The sequence below is a fragment of the Streptomyces sp. NPDC056628 genome (assembly GCF_042792555.1).
Lineage (GTDB): Bacteria > Actinomycetota > Actinomycetes > Streptomycetales > Streptomycetaceae > Streptomyces.
The window spans coordinates 18,392-43,222 of the sequence record NZ_JBHTWG010000037.1 but is presented as its reverse complement, the minus strand read 5'-3'; the positions used below and the strand labels follow the sequence as shown (position 1 = coordinate 43,222).

Below are 24,831 nucleotides of genomic sequence, written 5' to 3'. Positions count from 1 at the left end.
CGTCAGGGGCGGCGTACGGCCAGGAGGGCCAGGTCGTCCGCCATGCCGCCCCCGGAGTGACGGCGTGCCTGGGCCGCCAGCGTCCCGAGCAGCGCGGCCGGTTCGCGCAGCGCGTCGGCCCGCCCCGCCAGAGCCTGCTCGGGGTCGTAGAACCGGCCTGTGCGGTCGCGTGCCTCCGACAGCCCGTCGGTGTAGAGCAGCAGCGTCGCACCGCTCGGGAACTCGGCCTCGTCGGCCCGGTCGGGCCAGGTGCCGAGCCCGCCCATGCCGAGCGGCAGCGCGGGGTCGCTCGCGGGCAGCGGCCGCACGGCTCCGTCGGCGTACAGCAGCAGCGGCGGGGGGTGCCCCCGGTTGACGACACGCACCTTCGGAGCGCCGTGCGGCAGTTCTGCGAGGACGGCGGTGGTGAAGCCCTCGCGGGGGTCCCCTCCGTCGCTCCGGCTGCTCGCGCGTGCCAGGGCCCGCTCCAGCCGCTGCGCGACCGCCTCCAGGGTGTTCTCCTGCTCGGCGGCCTCCTGGAAGGCCCCGATCACGGCGGCGACGGCGCCGACCGCGCCGAGGCCCTTGCCGCGCACGTCGCCCACGATCACCCGGACGCCGTGCGGGGTGTCCTGCACGGCGTACAGGTCACCGCCGATGGAGGCGTCCTCCTGGGCCGCCTCGTAGCGCGCGGCCACCTGGAACCCGCCGACCCGTTCGGCCGGTTCGGGCAGGAGGGCGCGCTGGACGGCCTCCGCGACCCGGCGGGCGGAGGCCAGGCGTTCGCCGCTGCGGCGGACGAGGACGTTGATGACGACGGCGAGGGCGGAGACGACGACCACGGTGACCAGTTCGGTGACCGCCCCCACCGTCTCCAGGCCGCCGACGGTGAACCGCACGACGAGCAGCGCGCAGACGGCGGCGGCCCCGGTGCACACCGTGCCGCGCAGCGAGTAGAGGGGGGCGGCGACGAGAGGCGCGGCGGTGAGGAAGGGGGCGCCGGAGAACGCGAGGGGGGCGGCGAAGTCGTAGGCCAGTCCGGCCGCGATCAGCAGGGCGGGCAGCGCCCGCACCGACCGGCGCACGTACGAGATTCGCCCTTCCTCCACCTGACCAGGGTTGCCGAAGCGGTGGCGGCGGGCGAGCGGGGTCGTCCGACCGGGGGGACATGGCCGGGAGACAGGGCCGGGAACGGGCCCGGAAAACACTCAGGGCCGGAACTGATGAGTTCCGGCCCTGAGCCTTCAGTAGCGGGGACAGGATTTGAACCTGCGACCTCTGGGTTATGAGCCCAGCGAGCTACCGAGCTGCTCCACCCCGCGTCGTTGTGTCCATAGTACGCCATCTTCGGGACCCGCCGTACACGCCCTTGCGCGGGCCCCCGCCGGACGGTGTCAGGGCGCCAGGTGGGCGTTGGGAGCCGCGGCCCGGCCCGCGTACTCGGGCAGCACGAGCACGTCCACTCCTTCGGCGGCCAGCATCCCGCTGCCGTCGGCGTCGGTGACGAAGGTGTCCGGCTCGCGCCAGGCCGTCACCACCCGCCGCACCCCGGCCGCCAGGATCAGCCGGGCGCAGGGGGTGGGCCGGGAGGCACGGTGCGTGCAGGGCTCCAGGCTGCTGTAGACGGTGGCGCCGGCCAGCCTCGGGTCGCCGGGCGCGATCTTGGCGAGGGCCGCCTCCTCGGCGTGCACGACGGGGTCGCCGGCCTCCCGGGAGTGGCCCCGCGCCAGCTCCGTGCCGTCCGCGGCGACCACGACCGCCCCGACACTGAACGCGGTGGGCGAGGGCGGGCACTGTGCGGCCAGGTCGCAGGCGAGGGCCAGCCAGTGCCGGTCCGCGGCGGCCGGGAGGACGCCGGTGCCGGGGGCGGTCGGCTCGTAGCGCGTCAGCACCACGTCCTCGATGCGCCGGGTCTCCACCAGCCGGAGCCGGCCCTCCTGGTACCCGCCGGGCCCGAAGAGCCGGGGTGCCCGGGGGTCGCCCACGAACAGCGGCGCGAGCACCAGCTGCAGCTCGTCGGCGAGCCCCTGGCGCAGCAGCTGGGTGTGGACGGTGCCGCCGCCCTCCACCATCAGCCGCTCGACGCCGCGCGCCTCGCGCAGGTGGGTCAGCAGGGCCCGCCAGTCCAGCTCGTCGCCGAGGGCGACGACCTCGGCGGCGACGGGTTCCTCCCGCAGCCGGCGCGCGCCCTTCTCCGTCGTGTAGACGACCTTCTCGCCGCCGGTGTGCCAGAAGTTCGCCGCCGGGTCCAGCTCGCCGGACGCGCTGACGGTGACCTTCAGCGGGTAGGCGGGCTTGCCCCGCGCGGTGCGGGCGGCGCGCCGCTCGGCCGAGTTCACGAGCAGCCGGGGGTTGTCCGCGCGGATGGTGCCGGCGCCGACGAGGACGGCGTCCACGGAGGCCCGCACCTCGTCGACCCGGTCGAAGTCGGCCGGACTGGACAGCAGCAGCCGGTCGGGGCCGGTGTCGTCGAGGTAGCCGTCGAGGGAGACGGCGGCGGACAGCAGGACGTAGGGGTACGACGGCATCGGCGCGCTCTCCCGCTCGGCGATCGGGGCTTGGGGCTTGGTTCAAGTTTGAAACAACCTACACTGGACACATGACGACTCGCTGGCTCACTCCCGAGGAGCAGCGCGCCTGGCGCGCCTACATCGCCGCCGCCGCGCTCGTGGAGGACGCGCTGGACCGGCAGCTCCAGCAGGAGGCCGGCATGCCCCATCTGTATTACTCCATTCTCGCCACCCTGTCCGACGCCCCGGAGCGGCGGCTGCGCATGACCGACCTCGCCGAGCGGCTGAAGATCACCCGCAGTCGGCTGACGTACGGCGTCTCGCGGCTGGAGAAGGACGGACTGGTGCGGCGCGAGGACTGTCCCGTGGACAAGCGGGGCAGCGTCGCGGCCCTCACCGACGAGGGGATGCGGCTCCTGGAGCGCGCGGCTCCCGGACATGTGGACACCGTACGGTCGCTGATCTTCGACCGGCTGTCCCCGGAGCAGGTCGGGCAGCTGGAGGAGATCTTCACGGCGATCGGCTCGGGCCTCCAGGGCGACTGCGGCCACGCCACCGGGGACGAGGTGCCGTGGCGCCGGCGCGCATCGAAGCCGTGCTCGTGACGCACGCCGCAGGAACGGGTGACTCGGAGTCATTGCTTCAAACTTCAAGCACGGGATAAGGTCACTCTCCCTAGCTGCTTCAAATCTGAAGCAGAAAGCCGCACGGAACCCGGAGACCCGTATGCCCGACTCCACCGCAGCCGCCGCCCAGCGCGCCCGTGTCCGGGTCCCGCTGCGCTTCCAGGACGGCTACACCGCCGACGCCGAACTGGTCACCTTCCACGGCCTGACCGACGGCCTGGAGCACGTGGCCGTCGTCCTCGGCACCCCCGAGCCCGGCACCACCCCCCTGGTCCGCCTCCACTCCGAGTGCCTGACCGGCGACGTCTTCGGCTCGGCCCGCTGCGACTGCGGCCCCCAGCTGCGCGAGGCCGTCGAGCGCATCGCACAGCGCGGCGGCGTGCTGCTGTACCTGCGCCAGGAGGGCCGCGGCATCGGCCTCTACAACAAGCTGGACGCCTACGCCCTCCAGGACGAGGGCCTCGACACCTACGCCGCGAACGCCGCGCTGGGCCTGCCCGAGGACGCCCGCGACTACACGGCGGCGGCCCAGATGCTGACCGCCCTCGGCATCGGCGAGCTGGACCTGCTCTCCAACAACCCCGACAAGGCCGACCAGTTGCGCGCCCTCGGCATCCTGGTCCACCACCGCGTCCCCACCGGCGTCTTCGCCACCCCGGACAACGTCCGCTACCTGCGCGCGAAGGTCCTCCAGACCCAGCACACGCTGCCGCTGGGCGACCTGGCGGGGGCGAGCCCGGCCTAAGGGCCGCACCCTGGGCCCCCGGGATGCGGGATGATCACCCCCGGCCCGCAGCACCGCCCGCCGGCGCCTGGAAACCCCGTCCGGCCCGGAGGAGTTGCCCGTCCGGCAACGTCACCGCTGTCCGCCCGGCGTGGTTCAGAGGCGGAGCAGTCGTTGGGTGATCTCCCGGTACTGCCTCAGCGCGAGGTGGAGTTCGGCGGTCTGCGTTTCGGGGTCCTGGTCCTCCCAACCCGCGCGGAGGGCACGCCGCTGTTCGGCGAGGACGGCCATGAGCTGGGCGGTGGCTTCGTCGAAGGCGCCTTCGGCCTCCTCCAGTGACTCACGCGGAGCGTCGGGGAACGTGTTGAGTGCCCGCCCGAGGCGCCGGACGATCTTGTCCCGCTCGTCCGACGGGAGCAGCGGTGCCGGGCCGGAGGCGCGGCGTTCCGCGGGGCCGCGGTGCTGGTCCGCGGGCTGTTGGGCGCGTGTCTGGTCGTACATCGAGTGTCGCTTTCCCGTGCGTTGTGCCGGTTTCCCGTGCGTCGTGCCGGTTTCCCGGAGCGGCGCGGCGCTGGGCCGTGCCACCCGCCGACGTCCGGCGTCGACCCCTGTCAGCGCGATGCCGCCTGCGAAGCAGACGCGGTTGTCACGCGGCCTGGAGTACGGTGGCGAAGACGGGGCGCTTTCATTTCGTATGCCGGAACTCGGCCGGATCGGATCACCCATTCGTGTTCCAGCCGTCGCGTTCCAGTAGGTCCACCAGACCACATTCCTTCACTCTTTACAGCATTTACAGCACGCCACCCGTCCTGTGGGCAGCCCCTGACTCCGGCCGCGCCATCCGCAGCAGGGCCGAGGAGCCCCGGATACCGATCAGCCCGATCCGTCGCACACCGCCACGCCCCCGGCCGACCGTGACATCCGCGCCGTGGCCCACGCCTTCCCGGCGCCGTGCGTCCTCGCCCTCGGCTGGGTGCGCGACGCGTGCGCCGGCCGAGCCCTGCCCGCGTCATGGCCCACCGGCCCGACGCCGACCACCCACCCTCGTACGGCAGTTGGCAGGAGCCTCCATGACAACCGCACCGCAATCCCCGCTTCCCTCCCATCCCCGCCTTCGTCTGCGCCTGGCTCCTCACAGTGGCATGCCCCGGCCCGTCGACGGGGCGTGGTGGCCCCGCTCGTACGACCTGATCGCCGAACTCCCCTGGCTGCTGGCCGGGTTGCCGCGCGCGTGGGGCCACATCACCAGCGTCACGGTCAACGGGGCGACCTGGCCCGCGGTGCCCGGCCGGATACTCGTCTCCAACCAGGTCGTACGGCTGCACAGGACCCGCCCGGCATCCGCCACGCACACCATCGTCCTGCTCGCGCCCGGCCAGGGACGCTGGGACCTGGTGGTCGTGCCGCCCGATACGACCGAGGAGGCCGCGGAACCGCTCATGGCGGCCGCGGCGGACGGTCAGGCGTGAGCTCCGCGACCCGACGGGCGACCCCGGGTGAGGAGGCGACGACGCGGGCCTCGGCGTGCCCGTCAAAGGGGCCGATCGCCGTCGGCCGTGGGAGTACCGTGAGAGAAAGGAGGAAGCGACTCGGCTTCCTCGTTCTCGGCAGGCAGGCGAGTGCGATGTCCGACCCCGACTCCCCGCGTGTGACCAGGCTCCTGCCGGACGCCATCCACCCAGCCGTACAGCCCGGGACGGCTGTCGTACGGCTGGAGACGACACACAACCGGCAGGGAGTGCTCGACGGAGCATGGTGGCCGCGTTCCCGCGACGTCGCCACCGAGCTTCCCCATCTGATCACCGCACTGACCGAGTACCTCGGGCCCGTCACCCGCGTCGGCCTGGACGCCGACGCCTGGGAAGAGCTGCCGACGCGGATCACCATCGACGACCGTGTCATCCACATCGACTCCTCCCGGGTCGGCGACGACACCGTCCTCATCACCCGGGGCGCGCAGGATCTCTTCTCGCTCCTGGTGGTCCCGCCGCACGCGACGCCCGACGCCGCGCGTGCGGCCATGTCCGAGGCCGTCCGCGCCGGCAGCGTGTCACAGGCCGAACAGATCCTCGTCGACACCGGCACCGCCCGACAGGACCCGGGCGCCGCGGAAGGCCCGAGGGCCCGCCGCGACCAGATCCCGCCGGACGCCGGGAGCCCGGCCTGATCGACGAGACACGACCTAGCCCCGGACCTTCCGGACCGCCCGAGGCGCGGGAACCGGGGGTCCGCTCTCCCGTGACAAGGTCAGCACGCAAGGGGCGCCCCGCCCGGGCAGCCCCGGCAGCTCTCCGTAATTCCGCCAGCCCCAGGACTCGTACGCGGCCTGTCCGGCCAGGTCCGCCGGGTGGAGGAGGGCGACGCCGAGTGCGGCGTGCCGGTCGGCGAGGAGGCGCTGTTGCAGGAGGCGGCCGATGTCGTGGTGCTGGCCGTGGCACTGCGCCACGACCTGGGTGAGGAGCAGGAACCCGGTACCGCCGGTGAGCCGCCCGACGCACTCCCGCAGCTCTCGTTCGGACCGGCCGCCGGGGCCGACCGGAAATCCGAAGGCACATCCCACCGGCACCGTCGTCTCGGCGAGCAGCAACGCGAACCCGGTCCGTCGCGCGCTGACGGCAAGCCGCCACAGGAAGTCGAGCCGTTCTCGGTGCGCCTGTCCGGAGGAGCCCGCCACGGGTTCCACCACCAGGAGGTCGGCGATGTCCTCGCTCATCCCCTCCATCTGCCGGCGGGTCAGCCGGCGCAGCCGGATCCCCTCCTTGACCGCCGGATCAGCCGCACGGTCGCCGGACGAGTGTGTCCCTGCGGCCGACGCAACCGACGCAGATGCGCCCGTCAGGTCATGGAGCGGCGCGGGTGGCACCGGATGGGCCGGAGCCGGCAGCAGGTGAGCGGAGCCGGAGACTGCGAGAAGCCGGGTGATCTGCGCGCACGGATGGTGCAGCCGCAGCGCGGCGTGCACCCGCTCGGCACGCCGTGACGCCGTCAGGAACACGTCCAGGCCCTTGGCGTCGCAGGAGCCGACGGTGGTGAGATCGACGTCGATGACGGTCATGCCGTCGCGCAGGCACTGCTCCAGAGCGGCCCGCAGCAGGGGTGCCGTGGCCGGCCCCACCTCGCCCAGGAGCGTCACCAGGGCCCGCTCCCCCTTGTCGCGCCGGTGGATGTCCAGCCGCCGCACCGCCCTCACCCCGTCCCTCGACGGGGAGCCCCAACGACCGGGGACGTGCGCGGAGTTGCAGTGATCGCGGCGTACATGATGCCGACCCGTCTCCGCACCGTCCGCTCGGGCGGCCCGGGGTTCGTCTCGCGCCGAGGACGACCCGGCGGGACGGCCGGAATGCGCGATGCCCTCGGTGCTTCCACCGTACGCCGCCGACGGCCTCGGCCCGCAGTACCGGGCGGGCACGTCCGAACCGAGCGCACCGCCTGCCGAGGGATCACGGAGACGTCCAGGGCAGGCGGCCCACTGGTGAGGCACACTGCCTGGCTTCACGCCCGACTCGAGTACCCGCCGAACCGGGCCGCACACAAACCGCCGCAGGTGCGCACACTTCCCGCTCACGCACGGGCCGGAGAATGAGGCAGCGCCCGACCCGGCCGAAGCCGACTCAGGCGCTGCCCAGCAGGTCAGGGGCTGTCTCCCCCGCCGGCGACCCGTAGGCCCTGTGGGACTCGAACCCACAACCAATGGATTAAAAGTCCACTGCTCTGCCAATTGAGCTAAGGGCCCAGGCGATGATGCCACCCCGAGCATAGCCGCACGTGGACGTCGAGCCGATCGGGTATCGGTGTGATGGGCCTGTCGGCGGGGTGGGCGCGCCCGTCGGACGGGTGGGCCCACGCCGGTGCGTCGGGACGTCAGAAACGGCCCCTGTAGCCGTTCCAGCCGCTCGCGATCTTCACCCGCGAGCCGAACGACCCCCTGCTGTCACCGTCGTTGCGAGGTGAGCGTGACCAGCTCGCCGTAGCGGGGATCTCGACAACCGTCACACACCTGCCGACAGGGACCGGAGGGCGAGCGGGAACGCCGAAGGGCCCGCACGACGTGAGTCGTGCGGGCCCTTCGGCGATCAGTCGGCGTCAGCCGTTGCGCTTCCAGCGCGGCTTGTCCTCGCCGCGGCCGAACGATCCGGTGCCCCGGTGGTCGTCACGACGGCCGTACGGACGCTCGTGGCCGCCGGCGCGGAAGCCCGGACGGTCGTCACGGCGGTCACGGTTGAAGGGACGGTCGCTGCCCCGGTGACCACCGCGCTCGTCACGGCGCTCGAAGGAACGCCCGGCACCGCGGTCGTCGCGGCGGAAGCCGCCACGGTCGTCACGGCGCTCGAAGGAACGCCCGGCACCGCGGTCGTCACGACGCTCGAACGAACGCCCACCACGGTCGCCACCCCGGTCACCGCGGTCGTCCCGGCGGAAACCGCCACGGTCGTCACGACGCTCGAACGAACGCCCGGCACCGCGGTCGTCACGACGCTCGAACGAACGCCCACCACGGTCGCCACCCCGGTCACCGCGGTCGTCGCGACGGAAACCGCCACGGTCGTCACGGCGCTCGAAGCCACGGTCGCGGTCCCTGTCACGGTCGCGGTTGAAGCCACCGCGGTCGTCGCGGCGCTCGAAGGAGCGCCCGCCGCGGTCACGGTCGGAGGACCGCTCACGGTCGCGGTTGAAGCCGCCACGGTCACGGCGCTCGTACGGCGCCGGGGCCTCCGCGCGCTCGGCCCGGTCCACGTCCTGGACGGCCGGCTGCTCGGGAACCGACACCTCGGCGGCCTCGACCGCCGCCGCCTGCGCCTCGGCCACCGCGGCCTCGGGGTCCTCCCCGCGCTCACGGGCGACCCGGGCGACCAGCCGGTCGGCCTCCTCGCGCAGCTCGGCCGCGCGGCGCTGCGCCCGCTCCAGCTGCTTGGTGAGCTGGGCGACCTCGCGCTCGGCCTGCTGCGCGGCGTTGCCCGCGGACTCGGCCTGGACCTCGGTCATCGACCGGGCACCGGTGATCTCGGCGACCTCCGGGTCGAAGGCCGCACCGCCCTGGATGATGTGGCGCGAGGCGTCCACGCCCGCGTCCTCCATCAGACGGAAGATCTGACGCCGCTGGTGCGGCAGGGAGAGGGAGACCACCGTGCCGGTACGGCCGGCCCGCGCGGTGCGGCCCGCGCGGTGCAGGTAGTCCTTGTGGTCGCCGGCCGGGTCGACGTTCAGCACCAGGTCGATGCCGTCGACGTGGATGCCGCGCGCGGCGACGTCGGTGGCGACGAGCGCGTTGACGTAGCCGTCCTTGAAGTCGGCCAGCGTCCGGGTCCGGGCGCCCTGCGTCATGCCGCCGTGCAGCGCGTCCGCCTTCACACCGGAGTCGCGCAGCTGCTCGGCGATACGGTCGGCGCCCAGCTGGGTGCGCACGAAGATGATCGTGCGGCCCTTGCGGGAGGCGATGGCCGCGGTGACCGGCGCCTTGTCCTTGGGCTTCACGATCAGGATGTGGTGCGACATGGTCGTGACGTTGCCCTGGGCGCTGTCGACCTCGTGCGTGACCGGGTTGCTCAGGTAGCGCTTGACCAGCGTGGAGATCTCGTTCTCCATCGTGGCGGAGAACAGCATCCGCTGGCCGCCCGCCGGGACCTGGTCGAGCAGTTCGGTGACCTCGGGCAGGAAGCCCAGGTCGGACATCTGGTCGGCCTCGTCGATGACGGCGACCTCGATGTCCTGCAGGGAGCAGGCGCCGCGGTTGATGAGGTCGCGCAGGCGGCCCGGAGTGGCGACGAGGACGTCGACGCCGCGCTCCAGTGCGTAGATCTGGTTGCCCATGGACGTACCGCCGCAGACGACCTTCATCTTCAGGCCGAGGACGTCGCCGTAGGGCTGGAGGGCGTCCGCCACCTGCATGGCGAGCTCACGGGTCGGGGTGAGGATGACCGCGCGCGGCTTGTGCTTCTCGGTGCGGCCGCCGGACAGGCGCGTCAGCGTCGGCAGGCCGAACGACAGCGTCTTGCCGGAGCCGGTTCGGCCGCGGCCGAGGATGTCCTTGCCGGCCAGGGCGTCCGGGATGGTCGCGGCCTGGATCGGGAAGGGGGTGGTCACGCCGTTCTGCGCGAGCTTGCGCACGACGCCCTCGGGGAGGCCGAGGGCCGCGAAGGTGACCGTGGGGGTCTCGTCGACGGGCTCGTTCTCGTCGTTCTCGGGCACGACGACGTGATCAGTACTGGAAATGGACATGCGTATGCGAAACCTTCCGGAGTCTCGTCGGCACGCGCCCGTCAACTCCGTGATTCGCAATAAGACCGCCTCAATGCGGTCAGCCACGGCAAGGGAGAGTACGCGCCACACGGCGCGCTCTGCGGTGGCGCCGGGCAAATGGGATCAAACGATCTACCACCATACGCACCCCTCACCCCTCAAGGCAAACCAGCCGTCAACGATGTAGGCAACGTCACTCGCCGGACCACCCCCACCGGCCCTCAGCCGGCCCCCCGCCCGACCCCGCTACGTCACGCGGGCGCCTGCGCCGCCGGAGCGGGCTCGCGCTGCACCAGCTGCGGCGCCGTCTCCTCGTGCGCCGACGACGACGGCTCCGCCGTCGGGGGCGTCGGCGCCGGGGGCGTCGGCTCCTGCGTCGGCGTGGGCTCGGGCTCCGCCGTCCGGGTGGGCTCCGGGTCGGCCGGCCGCGTGGGGCCCGGCCCGTCGGTCCGCCCCGGCTGCGCCGGACCGCCCCCGGCCGGCCTCGACGGGCTCGCCTTGGCGGACGGCGAGTCCGACGGCCCGGCCGACTCACCGCCCTTCTTCCGCCCGTCCTTGCCCTTCCTCTTCCCCCGCTCGCCGTCCACGTCCGCGTGCGGGCCGAACCCGGACCCGCCGCCCGCCCCGGCGGGCCCCCCGTCGGGCGCCTCGCCCCCGCGCTGCCCGGTGGAGTGCGACGGCTTGGCACTCCCCCCGGCGCCGTCGTCACCGACGCTCATACAGCCGGCGAGGGCGGCCACAGCCACGGCCGTCGCGGCCAGTCGGACAGGTACGTACAGAGGGCGCACGCGAGCCACCTCCAAGGGGGGCGAAGAAGTCAACCTGCCCAACTCCCGTCGCCCGCAAGAAGACACGCGCCCCACCCGGCCCCCACGGGGCCGGCCCTCACCCGTACCCGAGGGCGTGCAGCCGCTCGTCGTCGATCCCGAAGTGGTGGGCGATCTCATGGACCACGGTGACCTCGGTCTCCTCGACGACCTCCTCCCGCGACGCGCACATCCGCAGCGTCGGCCCCCGGTAGACGGTGATGCGGTCCGGGAGCACCCCGGCGTACCACTCGCCCCGCTCGGTCAGCGGCGTCCCCTCGTACAGTCCGAGGAGCTCCGGGTCGTCGGCGGGCGGTTCGTCCTCGACGAACACCGCGACGTTGTCCATCAGCCGCGTCAGCTCCGGCGGGATCCGGTCCAGCGCCTCGGCGACCAGTTCCTCGAACTCCTCGCGCGTCATCTCCAGCACAGGCCCATTGTCCGGCACGGCACCGCTCCCGAGGAGCCGCCGATGGCCCCGCATATCCGGTGACGGACTTGGGCATACGCCACCAATGGCCCGCGTCCCCGCGATCATGAAAGTTCTCGCCCACCTGCCCAGGGCACCACGCGCCCTCGCCGACCGCTACGCCACCCGCCGACCGCACCCCGCACCCGAGCTCGTCGCCCAGCCCCACCCCTGGACGCGCGCCCTCGGTCTCGTCGCCGTCGTCCTCGTCGGCGCCTGGCTCGGCCTGCTCGTCGTCGGCAACGTCCGGGTGCCGGTCGGGCCGATGAACACCACGATGACGCTGCGGCCCTCCTTCACCGGCGGCACCAAGATCAACATCTCGCCGCTCGGCGCGCTCCAGTTCGACAGCCACGTCGCCCCCGTCCGGCTGGACGTCAACGTCGACCAGCTCGACCCCGAACGCGCCCAGGCCCTCGTCGACCACCCCGAGCGCCTCTCCGGCCTCCAGGACGAGGTGACCCAGGACGTCACCGACGGCACCCTCGATCTCGCCCTGCGCAGTGTCGTCGCCGTCGTCACCGGCGCCACCGCGCTCGGCCTGGTCGTGTACCGGCGCCCGCGCCGCGCCCTGGCCGCCGGCGGGCTCGCCCTCACCCTGCTGGCCGCGTCCGGCGGTACGGCGTACGCGACCTGGAACCCGGAGTCCGTCCTGGAGCCGAAGTTCTCGGGACTGCTGTCCTCCGCCCCGTCCCTGGTCGGCGACGCGCGCAGCATCGTCACGGAATTCGACGTCTACCAGAAGGAGCTGGCGCGTCTGGTCACCAACGTGACCAAGCTCTACGACGCCACGTCCACGCTCCCCGCGTACGCCCCGGACCCGACCACCATCCGCGTCCTGCACGTCTCCGACATCCATCTCAACCCGGCGAGCTGGAAGATCATCGCCTCCCTGGTGGAGCAGTACAAGGTCGACGTGATCGTCGACTCGGGCGACACCATGGACCACGGCACGGCCGCCGAGAACGGTTTCCTCGACCCGATCGAGGACCTCGGCGCCCCGTACGTCTGGGTGCGCGGCAACCACGACTCCCGCGTCACCCAGCGCTATCTGGAGAACCTGAAGCACGTCCACGTCCTGGACGGCGGCAAGGCCGTGACCATCCGGGGGCTGCGGTTCGCCGGGATGGGTGACCCCCAGTTCACCCCCGACCGCTCCCAGGCCCCCGGCGGCGACGCGGCGAACGAACTCGCCGGCGCCCGGCTCGCCACCGCCCTGCGCGACCAGAAGGCCGCCGGCACCCCCGTGGACGTGGCGGTCGCCCATGAGCCCGTCGCGGCCCGCCAGACCGACGGCGAGGTCCCGCTGGCCCTGGCCGGTCACATCCACCAGGAGAAGACCGAGGTGCTGCCGTACGGCACCCGGCTGCGGGTCGAGGGCTCCACCGGGGGCAGCGGGCTGCGCGCGGTCGAGGGCAAGCACCCCGATCCCCTCCAGGCCTCGATCCTCTACTTCGACCGCGACACCCGGCGGCTGCAGGCGTGGGACGAGATCGAACTCGGCGGCCTCGGGCTGACCACCGCGGAGGTGCGCCGGCACCTGGTGGAGGAGAACCAGCCGGGCGCCCCGGACCGCAAGAGCGCGTCCCCCGGCGCGAGCCCGTAAACCGTTTTGGCGATACCTCCCGCCATCCCATATGCTTCTCACGTCCCCGACGCGCTGAGAAGCGCCCAGGCGGGCCGATAGCCCTCATCGTCTAGCGGCCTAGGACGCCGCCCTTTCAAGGCGGTAGCACGGGTTCGAATCCCGTTGGGGGCACGCAGTACGGTGTGCGACACTGTTGCACGCATCGCAAGGTCCTGTGGAGCAGTTTGGAGTGCTCGCCACCCTGTCAAGGTGGAGGCCGCGGGTTCAAATCCCGTCAGGACCGCAGTGAAGGTCGCAAGACCCTCACGGCTGGGTAGCTCAGTTGGTACGAGCGATCGCCTGAAAAGCGATAGGTCGCCGGTTCGACCCCGGCCCCAGCCACAGAGGAAGCCCCCGTCGAGTGATCGACGGGGGCTTCGCCGTGCCCGCCGGACAAAAGCGTTCGCCATGAATTTCGACGGGATGAGACCCTGGATCGCGTATGTCTACGCACCCCGCCCCCGCCCTCGGCGCCCTCGCCCCCCGTCTGACCGAGCTCTCGCTGCGTGACGCGCAGCGTCTCGGCCGGCGGCTGGAGGGCGCGCGCAAGATCCGTAAGCCCGAGGCGCAGACCGCCGTGCTCGCCGAGATCGAAGGGGAGATCGCCAAGGGCGAGGAGCGCATCGCCGCGCGGCGCGCCCGTGTGCCCGCGGTCTCGTATCCGGAGCAGCTGCCGGTCAGCCAGAAGAAGGACGAGATCGCCGCCGCGATCCGCGACCACCAGGTCGTGATCGTCGCCGGTGAGACCGGCTCCGGCAAGACGACGCAGATCCCGAAGATCTGCCTGGAGCTGGGCCGCGGTGTGCGCGGCATGATCGGGCACACGCAGCCCCGCCGGATCGCCGCGCGCACGGTCGCCGAGCGGGTGGCGGAGGAGCTGGACACGCCGCTGGGCGAGGCGGTCGGCTGGAAGGTGCGGTTCACCGACCAGGTGAACCCGGAGGGCACCTTCGTCAAGCTGATGACGGACGGCATCCTGCTCGCCGAGATCCAGACGGACCGCGAGCTGCGCGCCTACGACACGATCATCATCGACGAGGCCCACGAGCGCTCCCTCAACATCGACTTCCTGCTGGGGTACCTCGCCCAGCTGCTGCCGAGGCGGCCGGACCTCAAGGTCGTCATCACCTCGGCGACCATCGACCCGGAGCGTTTCTCGCGGCATTTCGGCGACGCCCCGATCGTCGAGGTCAGCGGCCGTACGTACCCGGTGGAGGTGCGCTACCGCCCGCTGCTGGAGGACGACTCCGACGACGCCGACCGCGACCAGATCACGGCGATCACGGACGCGGTCGAGGAGCTGATGGGCGAGGGGAAGGGCGACATCCTCGTCTTCCTCTCCGGTGAGCGGGAGATCCGGGACACCGCGGACGCGCTGGAGAAGAAGAAGTACCGGTTCACCGAGGTGCTGCCGTTGTACGCCCGGCTCTCGCACGCCGAGCAGCACCGGGTGTTCCAGCCGCACACCGGGCGCAGGATCGTTCTGGCGACCAATGTCGCCGAGACGTCGCTGACCGTGCCGGGCATCAAGTACGTGATCGACCCCGGGTTCGCCCGGATCAGCCGGTACAGCCATCGCACCAAGGTGCAGCGGCTGCCGATCGAGCCGATCTCGCAGGCCAGCGCCAACCAGCGCAAGGGCCGCTGCGGCCGTACCTCCGACGGCATCTGCATCCGGCTGTACTCCGAGGACGACTTCCTCGCCCGGCCGGAGTTCACCGACGCGGAGATCCTGCGCACCAACCTCGCCTCCGTCATCCTCCAGATGACCGCGGCCGGTCTCGGCGACATCGAGAAGTTCCCGTTCATCGACCCGCCGGACCACCGCAACATCCGTGACGGCGTCCAGCTCCTGCAGGAGCTCGGCGCGCTGGACCCGGCGCAGAAGGACGTGCGCAAGCGGCTCACCGAGACGGGCCGCAAGCTCGCCCAGCTCCCCGTGGACCCGCGGCTGGCCCGGATGGTCCTGGAGGCCGACCGCAACGGCTGTGTCCGGGACGTCATGGTCATCGCGGCCGCGCTGTCCATCCAGGACCCGCGCGAGCGCCCCGCGGACAAGCAGGCCCAGGCCGACCAGCAGCACGCCCGGTTCAAGGACGAGACGAGCGACTTCCTCGCCTATCTGAACCTGTGGCGCTACATCCGTGAGCAGCAGCGCGAACGCGGCTCGTCGTCGTTCCGCCGGATGTGCAAGCAGGAGTACCTGAACTTCCTGCGGATCCGCGAGTGGCAGGACATCTACACGCAGCTGCGGACCGTGGCGAAGCAGATGGGCATCCATCTCAACGAGGACGACGCCCCCGCGGACCGCATCCACGTCTCCCTCCTCGCCGGTCTCCTCTCCCACATCGGGATGAAGGACGTGAAGGAGTCGAAGGACTCCGCACCGGGGGCGCGCAAGGAAGGCGGGCGCAACGAGTACCTGGGCGCCCGCAACGCCAAGTTCGCGATCTTCCCCGGGTCGGCGCTCTTCAGGAAGCCGCCGCGCTTCGTGATGTCGGCCGAGCTGGTGGAGACGTCCCGGCTGTGGGCGCGGGTCAACGCGCGCATCGAGCCGGAGTGGGTGGAGCCGCTGGCCGGGCACCTGCTGAAGCGGACGTACAGCGAACCGCACTGGGAGAAGGACCAGGCGGCCGTGATGGCGTACGAGAAGGTGACGCTGTACGGCGTCCCGATCGTGGCGCAGCGCAAGGTGAACTACGGCCGGATCGACCCGGAGGTCAGCCGGGAGCTGTTCATCCGCAACGCCCTGGTGGAGGGCGACTGGCGCACGCACCACAAGTTCTTCGCCGACAACCGCCGGCTGCTGAGCGAGGTCGAGGAGCTGGAGCACCGCGCCCGGCGCCGGGACATCGTCGTCGACGACGAGACGCTGTTCGACTTCTACGACGAGAAGGTCCCCGAGCACGTCGTGTCGGGGGCGCACTTCGACGCGTGGTGGAAGCGCGAGCGGCAGGAGCAGCCCGACTTCCTGGACTTCGAGCGGGAGATGCTCATCCGGGAGTCGGCCGAGGCGGTCACGAAGGCCGACTATCCGGACTCGTGGCGGCAGGGGCAGCTGAAGTTCCGGGTGACGTACCAGTTCGAGCCGGGCGCCGACGCGGACGGTGTGACCGTCCACATCCCGCTCCAGGTGCTCAACCAGGTCACCGCGGAGGGCTTCGACTGGCAGATCCCGGGTCTGCGGGAGGAGTTGGTGACGGAGCTGATCCGTTCCCTGCCGAAGCCGATCCGCCGCAACTACGTGCCGGCGCCGAACTTCGCGAAGCGGTTCCTGGACACGGCCGCCCCCGGGCAGGAGCCGCTGACGGTGACGATGGCCCGCGAGCTGAAGCGGATGGTCGGGGTGCCGTTCACCGCGGACGACTTCGACTGGGCGAAGGTCCCCGAGCATCTGCGCGTCACGTTCCGCATCGTCGACGAGCGGCGCCGCAAGCTCGCCGAGGACAAGGACCTGGAGGCGCTGAAGCTGCGCCTGAAGCCGAAGGCGCGCAAGGCGCTCTCCCAGGCCGCCGCGGCGACCGCGTCCCGGCAGGGCGGGGAGTCGCTGGAGCGTTCGGGCCTGACGGACTGGACGATCGGCACGCTCACCCGGGTCTTCGAGACCCGGCGGGCCGGACAGCCGGTGAAGGCGTACCCGGCGCTCGTGGACGACGGCGACACGGTCTCCGTGCGGCTGTTCGACACGGAGGCGGAGCAGCAGCAGGCGATGTGGAGGGGCACCCGGCGGCTGATCCTGCGCAACATCCCGGTCAACCCGGCGAAGTTCGCATCCGAAAAGCTGACCAACGCTCAGAAGCTGGGCCTGTCGGCGAATCCGCACGGGTCGATCCAGGCGCTGTTCGACGACTGCGCCATGGCCGCGGCGGACAAGCTGATCGGTGACTTCGGCGGCCCCGCGTGGGACGAGGAGTCGTACCGGAAGCTGTACGACAAGGTGCGCGCGGAGATCGTCGACACGACGGTGCGCGCGGTGGGGCAGGTGCAGCAGGTGCTGGCCGCCTGGCAGGCCGCCGAGCGGCGTCTGAAGGGCGTGCGCAGCCCCGCCCTGCTGCCGAACCTCGCGGATGCGCGGGCCCAGCTGGACGCCCTCGTGAAGCCCGGTTTCGTCACCGAGGCGGGGCTGCGCCGGCTGCCCGACCTGATGCGCTACCTGATCGCGGTGGACCGCCGTCTGCAGCAGATGCCGACGAACGTCCAGCGCGACACGACGCGCATGGAGAAGGTCCACGAGATGCGGGACGAATACGCGTGGCTGCTGGAGCAGATGCCGCAGGGCCGTCCGGTGCCGCAGGCGGTGCTGGACGTCCGCTGGATGCTGGAGGAGCTGCGGGTCAGTTATTTCGCGCACGCGCTGGGCACGGCGTATCCGATCTCCGACAAGCGGATCATGAAGGCGATCGACGCGCTGGCGCCGTGACGGACCGCGGACGGAGGGTGAGTTCGACCCGGGGCTCACCCTCCTGTACAGTCTCTTCTCGCAGCGCACCGCACGAATGTCGCCGCAAAACCTGGTCCTGTGGAGCAGTTTGGAGTGCTCGCCACCCTGTCAAGGTGGAGGCCGCGGGTTCAAATCCCGTCAGGACCGCAAGTGAAGGCCCGTCCCCGTCGAGGGGGCGGGCCTTTCGCATGGGCGCGGCAGGGCCCACCCGGTGCTCCGTCGGGCCTCTGAGCCGCCCTGGAGGACCCGGAGGGGCTTGGAGGGCTGCTGGGGCGATGCCGGGCCGGCGGGCCGTTCGCGCCGCCTTGACGGAGTCACGTTCGCTCGGTACCCAGATCTCAGGGCCCTTTTCGGCTGGCCCCCGTGGAGGTGGCGTATGGCGGCATCGACCAGGCACGAGACGCGGGCCCTGCTCCGCGCGCACCTGTCGGCCGCCTCCTCCTACCGACATCTGACCCGGCACTGCCCGATCTGCCACCGGCTGCTGCGGCTGGCCCTCGACAGCGCGTCCGGCACCCCCGAGGCGTCCGACACGCCCGGTGTCCTCCGGTCGGCCGCGGACGAGGCGACCCCGGAGGAGACGCCGTCCCCGGCCTGACCACGACCGTCCTCAACTCCGGTCGCGCCAGCGGCTTCTGGAACGTGTCACTCCCTTTAGCGCACATACGCCAGAGGCAACAAGCACCCCGGCATGTGACGGGTGTCACCGCACGAGTTTCCGGGAGCCCGGCGCTTACACCCCGCCTACAAACGGTCAATTTAATATGTGCAATTGCACCAGGTTCCGCGGGTCACGCCGGCCACCCAGGGCGACCGCCCGGGCCCGGCCGCACCGGCGATCCGACAGCGGTCCCCAGACTTCGACAAGGCCACGCACAGCCTCACGGGCGGGCGCGCGAGGGCGCACAAAAAAGATCGCGCTGAACCCGGCGGAGTCCAGCGCGATCTACGACGCACCCTTGTTGCGTGCCTGAAGTGCTCTGACGGCTTGGGCGAGGGCTCTGTTGGGGCAGAACCCGCGTCGCTTGGAGCTAGGCCCGGGCGCCGCGGCGAGTTGGGGGAACCGCCGGTTTGCCCGGTTCTGCGAGAGTTCAGGCCTCGCTGCGCTGCTGCGGAATACCCGCGAGCAGAGCGCGGACCTCAGCCTCGCGGTAACGGCGGTGACCGCCGAGCGTACGGATAGAAGTGAGCTTCCCGGCCTTCGCCCACCGCGTGACCGTCTTGGGGTCGACGCGGAACATCGTGGCGACCTCAGCCGGGGTCAGCAGCGGCTCGGCATCAGGGGTGCGAGCGGTCATGAGCGGCCTCCTCGGGAGAACCGAACCTTCTCGGTTCTTTCCTCTAAATTCTGCACCTTGACCCGCGTTGCCCGAAATGGCGGACGCGAGTCGAGTCGGTTATAGGACGAACGGCTTGTCCTCGGCACTACAACTACACCATCTGTCCAGCCGCGTCGGCCAAACCGATGGAATTGCCCCTCCAGGTGCTCATCAGCGACGGAAGCCGATGGACCATGCCATAGCGGACAGTCACGCCACTGTGACGATCAGTCACAGTGGCGTGCAGGAGTCTCATGACCCCCCAAAGCGTGCAATGTCGAGACGGAGACCTCCCCGGACTCCTTGTCCTATTTTGGCACGAGGAGGGGTTAGGGACGCAAGAGCCGTCTACGTGCGGTCCGTCACGCTTGGACGAGTTGGCTGGATCCAGAGGTATACGCCCGGATCGCGCCTTACGTCCCACGTTGACGAGACATCAGGTACCTCAGACCGAGCACGAAACCCCAAAACGGGCGGCTCGTCAAACGCCAGTTCGTTACAAACGGGATGCCACTCGTCACCCCATGGCCTGAGCTGTGTGCTGGGTCACACTCCCCCGCGCGCGGCGGAGTTCAGTTGGCGGACCGCCGGTCCCGTACCGACCGCCAGCGCTCCACGAGACGCCCGTACGCCTCCCCGGCCGCCGCGCCGTCGCCCCGCCGCAGCGCCTCGATGCCCTCCGCCACGTCCGCGGCCGAGTGGTCGTCCTCCAGCTCACCGGCCGGCAGCGTGTGCACCAGGCCGCCGTAGTCCAGTTCCACCAGCGAACGCGGGTGGAACTCCTCCAGCCAGCGGCCCACGTCCAGCAGGCCGTCGAGGAGCGGGCCCTCGTCGATGCTCTCCTTCAGCGTCCGCAGGGCCCGCGCCACCCGGCGCCGCGCCTCCACCATCGGCGTCTGGTACCGCAGCATCGGGGGCACGTCGCCGGAGCCCTTGTCGAAGCGCCGCTCCCCGTCCGACACCAGGACGAACCAGTGCAGCGGCACCTGCCACGTCGAGGTACGGATCCACGGCCGCGCGTCCGGGTTGCGGGCCAGCCAGCGCTCGTAGTCCTGGGCCGCCTGCCGCCGCACGACCTCCGGCAGGACCGCGTCCAGCACCGGCTCGGGCAGCTCCTCGCCCAGCTCCCCCAGCGCCTGCCAGCCGCGCAGCCGGGTGCGCCACGGACACACGCACACCACCCCGTCCACCTCCAGCACGAAGGCGTCACTGCTCTCGTGGACGGGCACCGGCACGGGCGGCGTGGGCAGCAAGTCGGCCAGGGAGCGGCGTAGTTCGTCCTGGTACGAGGGACGGTCGGGGCGGCGGGCGTAACGGGTCCAGTGACCGCGTTCCGGCTCGGGGAAGGCGGCCAGTGGCTCGTACACCCTCAGGTACGTCGCATACGGGACGATCACCGAGGACACCTTGGGCACGCCTGCTCCCTCCCCCGCCGTCTGCCGGGAAAACCTGTGGACCCCGCCTGGGACGGAGCGGGAAATCCATGCAAATCGTCGCACGGCCGTACTCCGGGAGGAGGTGATCCCCCGCGCCGCGGGTTCACGGGGCGTCCGGAGGTCTAATCTCATGCTCGAGCACCCGCCACCGTCCCCCCATCGCGCCACAAGCGCGGGGACCCCGAGGGGGCTCCGCTCCGATCGCCGCCCGTACTCAGGAGTCACCACAGTGACCGACGTAACACACGGCGTCCTGCACACCCTGTTCCACTCGGACCAGGGGGGTCACGAGCAAGTTGTGCTCTGTCAGGACCGCGCCAGCGGCCTCAAGGCCGTCATCGCCATCCACTCCACCGCTCTGGGCCCCGCCCTCGGCGGTACGCGCTTCTACCCGTACGCGACCGAGGAGGAGGCCGTCGCCGACGCCCTGAACCTCGCGCGCGGGATGTCGTACAAGAACGCCATGGCCGGGCTCGACCACGGCGGCGGGAAGGCCGTGATCATCGGTGATCCGGCCCGGATCAAGACCGAGGAGCTGCTGCTGGCCTACGGCCGGTCCGTGGCCTCCCTGGGCGGCCGCTACGTCACCGCGTGCGACGTCGGCACCTATGTGGCCGACATGGACGTGGTGGCGCGCGAGAACCGCTGGACGACCGGGCGCTCCCCGGAGAACGGCGGCGCCGGCGACTCCTCGGTGCTCACCGCCTTCGGCGTCTACCAGGGCATGCGCGCCTCCGCGCAGCACCGCTGGGGCGACCCCTCCCTGCGGGACCGCACGGTCGGCATCGCGGGCGTCGGCAAGGTGGGCCACATCCTGGTCGAGCACCTGGTGGCCGAGGGCGCCAAGGTCGTCATCACGGACGTGCGCGAGGAAGCCGTCGGCCGGATCGTCGCGGCCCACCCGGACTCGGTGAGGGCCGTCGCCGACACCGCGACCCTGATCCGCGTCGAGGACCTCGACATCTACGCGCCCTGCGCGCTCGGCGGGGCCCTGAACGACGACACCGTGCCGGTGCTGACCGCCGGGATCGTGTGCGGCGCCGCCAACAACCAGCTCGCCCATCCGGGTGTCGAGAAGGACCTCGCCGACCGCGGGATCCTCTACGCGCCCGACTACGTGGTCAACGCCGGCGGGGTCATCCAGGTCGCCGACGAGCTGCACGGGTTCGATTTCGACCGCTGCAAGGTGAAGGCGGCGAAGATCTTCGACACCACGCTGGCGATATTCGCGCGTGCGAAGGATGACGGGATTCCGCCGGCCGCCGCGGCCGACCGGATCGCCGAGCAGCGGATCGCGGAGGCCCGCGCGGGCCGCTGATCCGGCGCGCCCGGGAGGGCCGGGGTCCGCCGGCACGGCCGAGGGCGGTACCCGCCGGTGGGCAGTTGGAGAGAACTCTCACTTCCACCGGCGGGTCGACCGCTCATAAGTGGTTAAAATCGGGGTTGACCAGCGAGGACAGGGCACCTCGAAGGTCCTGGGCAGACGCGCGTGCTGCGGGCGACGTACCGTATGGGCGCGGGCTCAGGTACCGTGGAAGCCCTACGGATCGGCCTCTCCATGGAGAGTCCGTTCCGGATCATGAACGCGTGTCAGACTCTGGGGCCGTCGAGCCCCGTCACCGAGGGGGTCGAGCCATGGGGCGCGGCCGGGCCAAGGCCAAGCAGACGAAGGTCGCCCGCCAGCTGAAGTACAACAGCGGTGGGACGGATCTTTCACGTCTGGCCAGTGAACTGGGCGCATCGACTTCGAGCCAGCCGCCGAACGGCGAGCCGTTCGAGGACGATGAGGACGACGAGGACGATCTTTACTCTCGGTACGCCGACCTCTACGAGGACGACGACGAGGACGAAGACGACGGTCCCTCTTCACAACACCGTCGCGGCGCTTGACCATGCAGTGAGCACTCACCCGGTCGGTGGCTCTGCCACCGGCCGGGTTCTGTGCTGTCCTCGGGTCGGGACCGCTCAGACCGCGTAGTCGCCGACCAGTTCCGCGCCGGTCGGGTGCTCGCCGCGGTCCGTGATCTCGCCGGTCACCCATGCGTCGACGCCGCGGTCGTTCAGCGTGGCCAGGGCCGCGTCGACCGACTCCGGCGGCACGATCGCCACCATGCCGACGCCCATGTTCAGCGTCTTCTCCAGCTCCAGGCGCTCGACTCGGCCGGTCCTGCCGACGAGGTCGAAGACAGGCGCCGGGGTCCAGGTGGACCGGTCGACGACCGCGTGGAGGCCGTCGGGGATCACGCGGGCCAGGTTGGCCGCCAGACCGCCACCGGTGATGTGGCTGAAGGCGTGCACCTCGGTGGTCCGGGTCAGCGCCAGGCAGTCCAGCGAGTAGATCTTCGTGGGCTCCAGCAGTTCCTCGCCGAGCGTGCGGCCGAACTCCTCGATCCGGGCGTCCAGCGCGAGACCGGCCTGGTCCAGCAGGACGTGCCGCACCAGCGAGTACCCGTTCGAGTGAAGCCCGGAGGCCGCTATGGCGATCACGGCGTCACCCTTACGGATGCGATCCGCGCCGAGCAGCCGGTCGGCCTCCACGACGCCCGTACCGGCGCCGGCGACGTCGAAGTCGTCCTCGCCCAGCAGGCCCGGGTGCTCGGCCGTCTCGCCGCCGACCAGGGCGCACCCGGCCAGCACACAGCCCTCGGCGATGCCCTTGACGATCGAGGCGACCCGCTCGGGGTGGACCTTGCCGACGCAGATGTAGTCGGTCATGAACAGCGGCTCGGCGCCGCACACCACGATGTCGTCCATGACCATGGCGACCAGGTCGTGCCCGATCGTGTCGTAGACGCCCATCCGGCGCGCGATGTCGACCTTGGTGCCGACGCCGTCCGTGGCGGACGCCAGGAGGGGACGCTCGTACCGCTTGAGGGCGGAGGCGTCGAAGAGCCCGGCGAAGCCGCCGAGGCCGCCGAGGACCTCGGGGCGCTGGGCCTTCTTCACCCACTCCTTCATCAGCTCGACCGCGCGGTCGCCCGCCTCGATGTCGACGCCCGCCGCCGCGTAGGAAGCACCGCTGGTGGCCGTCGCCGGAGGCGACTGATCTGACACAGGAGACATTGCCTGGGATCTTTCGGTTGGGAACTACGGGGCTTACGGGCGACGGATCGCGTCGGCGGCAGCCGTGGCGGCCGTACCGGCCGCGAGCTCGGTCTCCAGGAGCTGCTTGCCGAGCAGTTCGGGGTCCGGAAGGTCCATCGGGTACTCGCCGTCGAAGCAGGCGCGGCACAGGTTCGGCTTGGCGATGGTGGTCGCCTCGATCATGCCGTCGATGGAGATGTACGACAGGGAGTCGGCGCCCAGGGACGTGCCGATCTCCTCGATCGTCATGCCGTTGGCGATGAGCTCGGCGCGGGTGGCGAAGTCGATGCCGAAGAAGCACGGCCATTTCACCGGCGGCGAGGAGATCCGGATGTGGACCTCGGCGGCGCCCGCCTCGCGGAGCATGCGGACCAGGGCGCGCTGGGTGTTGCCGCGCACGATCGAGTCGTCGACGACGACCAGGCGCTTGCCCTTGATGACTTCCTTGAGCGGGTTCAGCTTCAGGCGGATGCCGAGCTGACGGATCGTCTGCGAGGGCTGGATGAAGGTCCGCCCGACGTAGGCGTTCTTCACCAGGCCCGCGCCGAACGGGATGCCGCTCGCCTCCGCGTAGCCGATGGCGGCCGGGGTGCCGGACTCCGGGGTCGCTATGACCAGGTCGGCCTCGACCGGGGCCTCCTTCGCCAGCCTGCGGCCCATCTCCACGCGGGAGAGGTACACGTTGCGGCCGGCGATGTCGGTGTCGGGGCGGGCCAGGTACACGTACTCGAAGACACAGCCCTTGGGCTTCGCTTCCGCGAATCGGGAGGTGCGCAGGCCGTTCTCGTCGATGGCGACGAACTCGCCCGGCTCGATCTCGCGGACGTAGCTGGCGCCGACGATGTCGAGGGCCGCGCTCTCGGAGGCGGCGACCCAGCCCCGCTCCAGGCGGCCGAGGACCAGCGGGCGGATGCCCTGCGGGTCACGGGCGGCGTAGAGGGTGTGCTCGTCCATGAAGACGAGGCTGAAGGCGCCCTGCACCTGCGGAAGGACCACGTGGGCCGCCTCCTCGATGGTGAGCGGCTTGCCGTCCTCGTCGACCTGGGCCGCGAGCAGCGCGGTCAGCAGGTCGGTGTCGTTGGTGGCCGCGACGCGCGGGGACCGGCCGCCCTCCTGCTTGGGCAGGTCGGCGACCATCTCGGCGAGCTGGGCGGTGTTGACGAGGTTGCCGTTGTGGCCGAGCGCGATGGAGCCGTGCCCGGTGGCACGGAACGTCGGCTGGGCGTTCTCCCACACGGAGGCGCCGGTGGTTGAGTAGCGGGCGTGTCCGACCGCGATGTGACCCTGGAGCGAACCGAGCGAGGTCTCGTCGAAGACCTGGGACACGAGGCCCATGTCCTTGAAGACGAGGATCTGGGAGCCGTTGCTGACCGCGATTCCCGCGGACTCCTGGCCCCGATGCTGGAGGGCGTAGAGCCCGAAGTACGTGAGCTTTGCGACCTCTTCGCCCGGAGCCCAGACACCGAAGACGCCACACGCGTCCTGGGGGCCTTTCTCGCCGGGGAGCAGATCGTGATTGAGTCGACCGTCACCACGTGGCACGCCCCCGAGTGTAGGCGAGGTCGACCACTGG

At 71.3% G+C, this 24,831-nt stretch carries 20 protein-coding genes and 6 tRNA genes; 13 read left to right on the top strand and 13 right to left on the bottom strand.

Features of this window, described 5'->3' with window-relative positions; translation table 11 throughout:
* Positions 1-2: 2 nt before the first annotated feature.
* From ACFRAC_RS30720 to ACFRAC_RS30710, 3 genes are all read right to left on the bottom strand, one after another.
* Complete coding sequence (locus ACFRAC_RS30720; protein ID WP_382935389.1) at positions 3-1,187, bottom strand: PP2C family protein-serine/threonine phosphatase; 1,185 nt, start codon at positions 1,185-1,187, stop codon at positions 3-5.
* 40 nt (positions 1,188-1,227) lie between these two features.
* A tRNA-Met gene (locus tag ACFRAC_RS30715) sits at positions 1,228-1,301 on the bottom strand.
* Positions 1,302-1,373: 72 nt separating this feature from the next.
* Positions 1,374-2,507 carry a dihydrofolate reductase family protein gene (locus ACFRAC_RS30710; protein ID WP_382935386.1) on the bottom strand — a complete coding sequence of 378 codons (1,134 nt, stop codon included), beginning with the start codon at positions 2,505-2,507 and terminating at the stop codon, positions 1,374-1,376.
* Positions 2,508-2,578: 71 nt separating this feature from the next.
* On the opposite strand from ACFRAC_RS30710, the gene ACFRAC_RS30705 reads away from it, so the two are divergent.
* Together ACFRAC_RS30705 and ribA are read left to right on the top strand one after the other, a co-directional pair.
* Positions 2,579-3,094, top strand: a complete 516-nt coding sequence (locus ACFRAC_RS30705; protein ID WP_382935381.1) for a MarR family winged helix-turn-helix transcriptional regulator — start codon at positions 2,579-2,581, stop codon at positions 3,092-3,094.
* 121 nt (positions 3,095-3,215) lie between these two features.
* Positions 3,216-3,860 (top strand): GTP cyclohydrolase II, encoded by a 645-nt coding sequence (ribA, locus tag ACFRAC_RS30700; protein WP_382935377.1) that lies wholly within the window; start codon positions 3,216-3,218, stop codon positions 3,858-3,860.
* 135 nt (positions 3,861-3,995) lie between these two features.
* Here the strand turns inward: ribA and ACFRAC_RS30695 are convergent, their stop codons facing one another.
* Positions 3,996-4,340, bottom strand: a complete 345-nt coding sequence (locus tag ACFRAC_RS30695; RefSeq protein WP_382935372.1) for a hypothetical protein — start codon at positions 4,338-4,340, stop codon at positions 3,996-3,998.
* A gap of 569 nt (positions 4,341-4,909) precedes the next feature.
* Here ACFRAC_RS30695 and ACFRAC_RS30690 point away from each other — a divergent pair.
* Positions 4,910-5,308: a DUF5994 family protein gene (locus ACFRAC_RS30690; protein ID WP_382935369.1), complete on the top strand. Its 399-nt coding sequence runs from the start codon at positions 4,910-4,912 to the stop codon at positions 5,306-5,308.
* Between the two features lie 155 nt (positions 5,309-5,463).
* On the top strand, positions 5,464-6,006 hold the full coding sequence (locus ACFRAC_RS30685) for a DUF5994 family protein (RefSeq protein WP_382935365.1): 543 nt from the start codon (positions 5,464-5,466) through the stop codon (positions 6,004-6,006).
* Between the two features lie 15 nt (positions 6,007-6,021).
* Here the strand turns inward: ACFRAC_RS30685 and ACFRAC_RS30680 are convergent, their stop codons facing one another.
* The 5 genes from ACFRAC_RS30680 to ACFRAC_RS30660 all read right to left on the bottom strand — a co-directional run bounded on the left by ACFRAC_RS30680 (position 6,022) and on the right by ACFRAC_RS30660 (position 11,312).
* Positions 6,022-7,020: an STAS domain-containing protein gene (locus ACFRAC_RS30680; protein WP_382935361.1), complete on the bottom strand. Its 999-nt coding sequence runs from the start codon at positions 7,018-7,020 to the stop codon at positions 6,022-6,024.
* Positions 7,021-7,499: 479 nt separating this feature from the next.
* Positions 7,500-7,572, bottom strand: a tRNA-Lys gene (locus tag ACFRAC_RS30675).
* A 350-nt stretch (positions 7,573-7,922) separates the two neighbouring features.
* Positions 7,923-10,055, bottom strand: a complete 2,133-nt coding sequence (locus ACFRAC_RS30670; protein WP_382935358.1) for a DEAD/DEAH box helicase — start codon at positions 10,053-10,055, stop codon at positions 7,923-7,925.
* A gap of 272 nt (positions 10,056-10,327) precedes the next feature.
* Entirely contained in the window at positions 10,328-10,864 is a 537-nt protein-coding gene (locus ACFRAC_RS30665) for a hypothetical protein (RefSeq protein WP_382935353.1), read from the bottom strand.
* 97 nt (positions 10,865-10,961) lie between these two features.
* Positions 10,962-11,312: a metallopeptidase family protein gene (locus tag ACFRAC_RS30660; RefSeq protein ID WP_007493488.1), complete on the bottom strand. Its 351-nt coding sequence runs from the start codon at positions 11,310-11,312 to the stop codon at positions 10,962-10,964.
* Positions 11,313-11,397: 85 nt separating this feature from the next.
* Between ACFRAC_RS30660 and ACFRAC_RS30655 the strand changes: the two genes are divergently transcribed.
* The 7 genes from ACFRAC_RS30655 to ACFRAC_RS30625 all read left to right on the top strand — a co-directional run bounded on the left by ACFRAC_RS30655 (position 11,398) and on the right by ACFRAC_RS30625 (position 18,017).
* Positions 11,398-12,957: a metallophosphoesterase gene (locus tag ACFRAC_RS30655; RefSeq protein WP_382935348.1), complete on the top strand. Its 1,560-nt coding sequence runs from the start codon at positions 11,398-11,400 to the stop codon at positions 12,955-12,957.
* An 80-nt stretch (positions 12,958-13,037) separates the two neighbouring features.
* Positions 13,038-13,110, top strand: a tRNA-Glu gene (locus tag ACFRAC_RS30650).
* Between the two features lie 37 nt (positions 13,111-13,147).
* Positions 13,148-13,222: transfer RNA gene (locus ACFRAC_RS30645), tRNA-Asp, on the top strand.
* A 24-nt stretch (positions 13,223-13,246) separates the two neighbouring features.
* A tRNA-Phe gene (locus ACFRAC_RS30640) sits at positions 13,247-13,320 on the top strand.
* Between the two features lie 100 nt (positions 13,321-13,420).
* Entirely contained in the window at positions 13,421-17,398 is a 3,978-nt protein-coding gene (gene hrpA / locus ACFRAC_RS30635; protein ID WP_382935345.1) for an ATP-dependent RNA helicase HrpA, read from the top strand.
* Between the two features lie 93 nt (positions 17,399-17,491).
* Positions 17,492-17,566 (top strand) — tRNA-Asp (locus ACFRAC_RS30630).
* 229 nt (positions 17,567-17,795) lie between these two features.
* Positions 17,796-18,017 (top strand): DUF6274 family protein, encoded by a 222-nt coding sequence (locus ACFRAC_RS30625; protein ID WP_382935340.1) that lies wholly within the window; start codon positions 17,796-17,798, stop codon positions 18,015-18,017.
* Positions 18,018-18,510: 493 nt separating this feature from the next.
* On the opposite strand, the gene bldC is transcribed toward ACFRAC_RS30625, so the two are convergent.
* Positions 18,511-18,717: a developmental transcriptional regulator BldC gene (gene bldC / locus ACFRAC_RS30620; RefSeq protein ID WP_003949541.1), complete on the bottom strand. Its 207-nt coding sequence runs from the start codon at positions 18,715-18,717 to the stop codon at positions 18,511-18,513.
* Between the two features lie 593 nt (positions 18,718-19,310).
* Positions 19,311-20,153 carry a hypothetical protein gene (locus ACFRAC_RS30615; RefSeq protein ID WP_382935336.1) on the bottom strand — a complete coding sequence of 281 codons (843 nt, stop codon included), beginning with the start codon at positions 20,151-20,153 and terminating at the stop codon, positions 19,311-19,313.
* 250 nt (positions 20,154-20,403) lie between these two features.
* Between ACFRAC_RS30615 and ACFRAC_RS30610 the strand changes: the two genes are divergently transcribed.
* Positions 20,404-21,492, top strand: coding sequence for a Leu/Phe/Val dehydrogenase (locus ACFRAC_RS30610; RefSeq protein ID WP_382935333.1), 1,089 nt, complete (start codon positions 20,404-20,406; stop codon positions 21,490-21,492).
* A 317-nt stretch (positions 21,493-21,809) separates the two neighbouring features.
* The gene (locus tag ACFRAC_RS30605; RefSeq protein WP_062673355.1) at positions 21,810-22,064 is read left to right on the top strand and encodes a DUF3073 domain-containing protein; all 255 of its coding nucleotides are present in this window, start codon (positions 21,810-21,812) and stop codon (positions 22,062-22,064) included.
* A 75-nt stretch (positions 22,065-22,139) separates the two neighbouring features.
* Here ACFRAC_RS30605 and purM read toward each other — a convergent pair whose 3' ends face one another.
* Both purM and purF read right to left on the bottom strand, forming a co-directional pair.
* Entirely contained in the window at positions 22,140-23,237 is a 1,098-nt protein-coding gene (purM, locus tag ACFRAC_RS30600) for a phosphoribosylformylglycinamidine cyclo-ligase (RefSeq protein WP_382935329.1), read from the bottom strand.
* 33 nt (positions 23,238-23,270) lie between these two features.
* Positions 23,271-24,800: an amidophosphoribosyltransferase gene (gene purF, locus ACFRAC_RS30595; RefSeq protein WP_382935326.1), complete on the bottom strand. Its 1,530-nt coding sequence runs from the start codon at positions 24,798-24,800 to the stop codon at positions 23,271-23,273.
* Between the last annotated feature and the right edge of the window lie 31 nt (positions 24,801-24,831).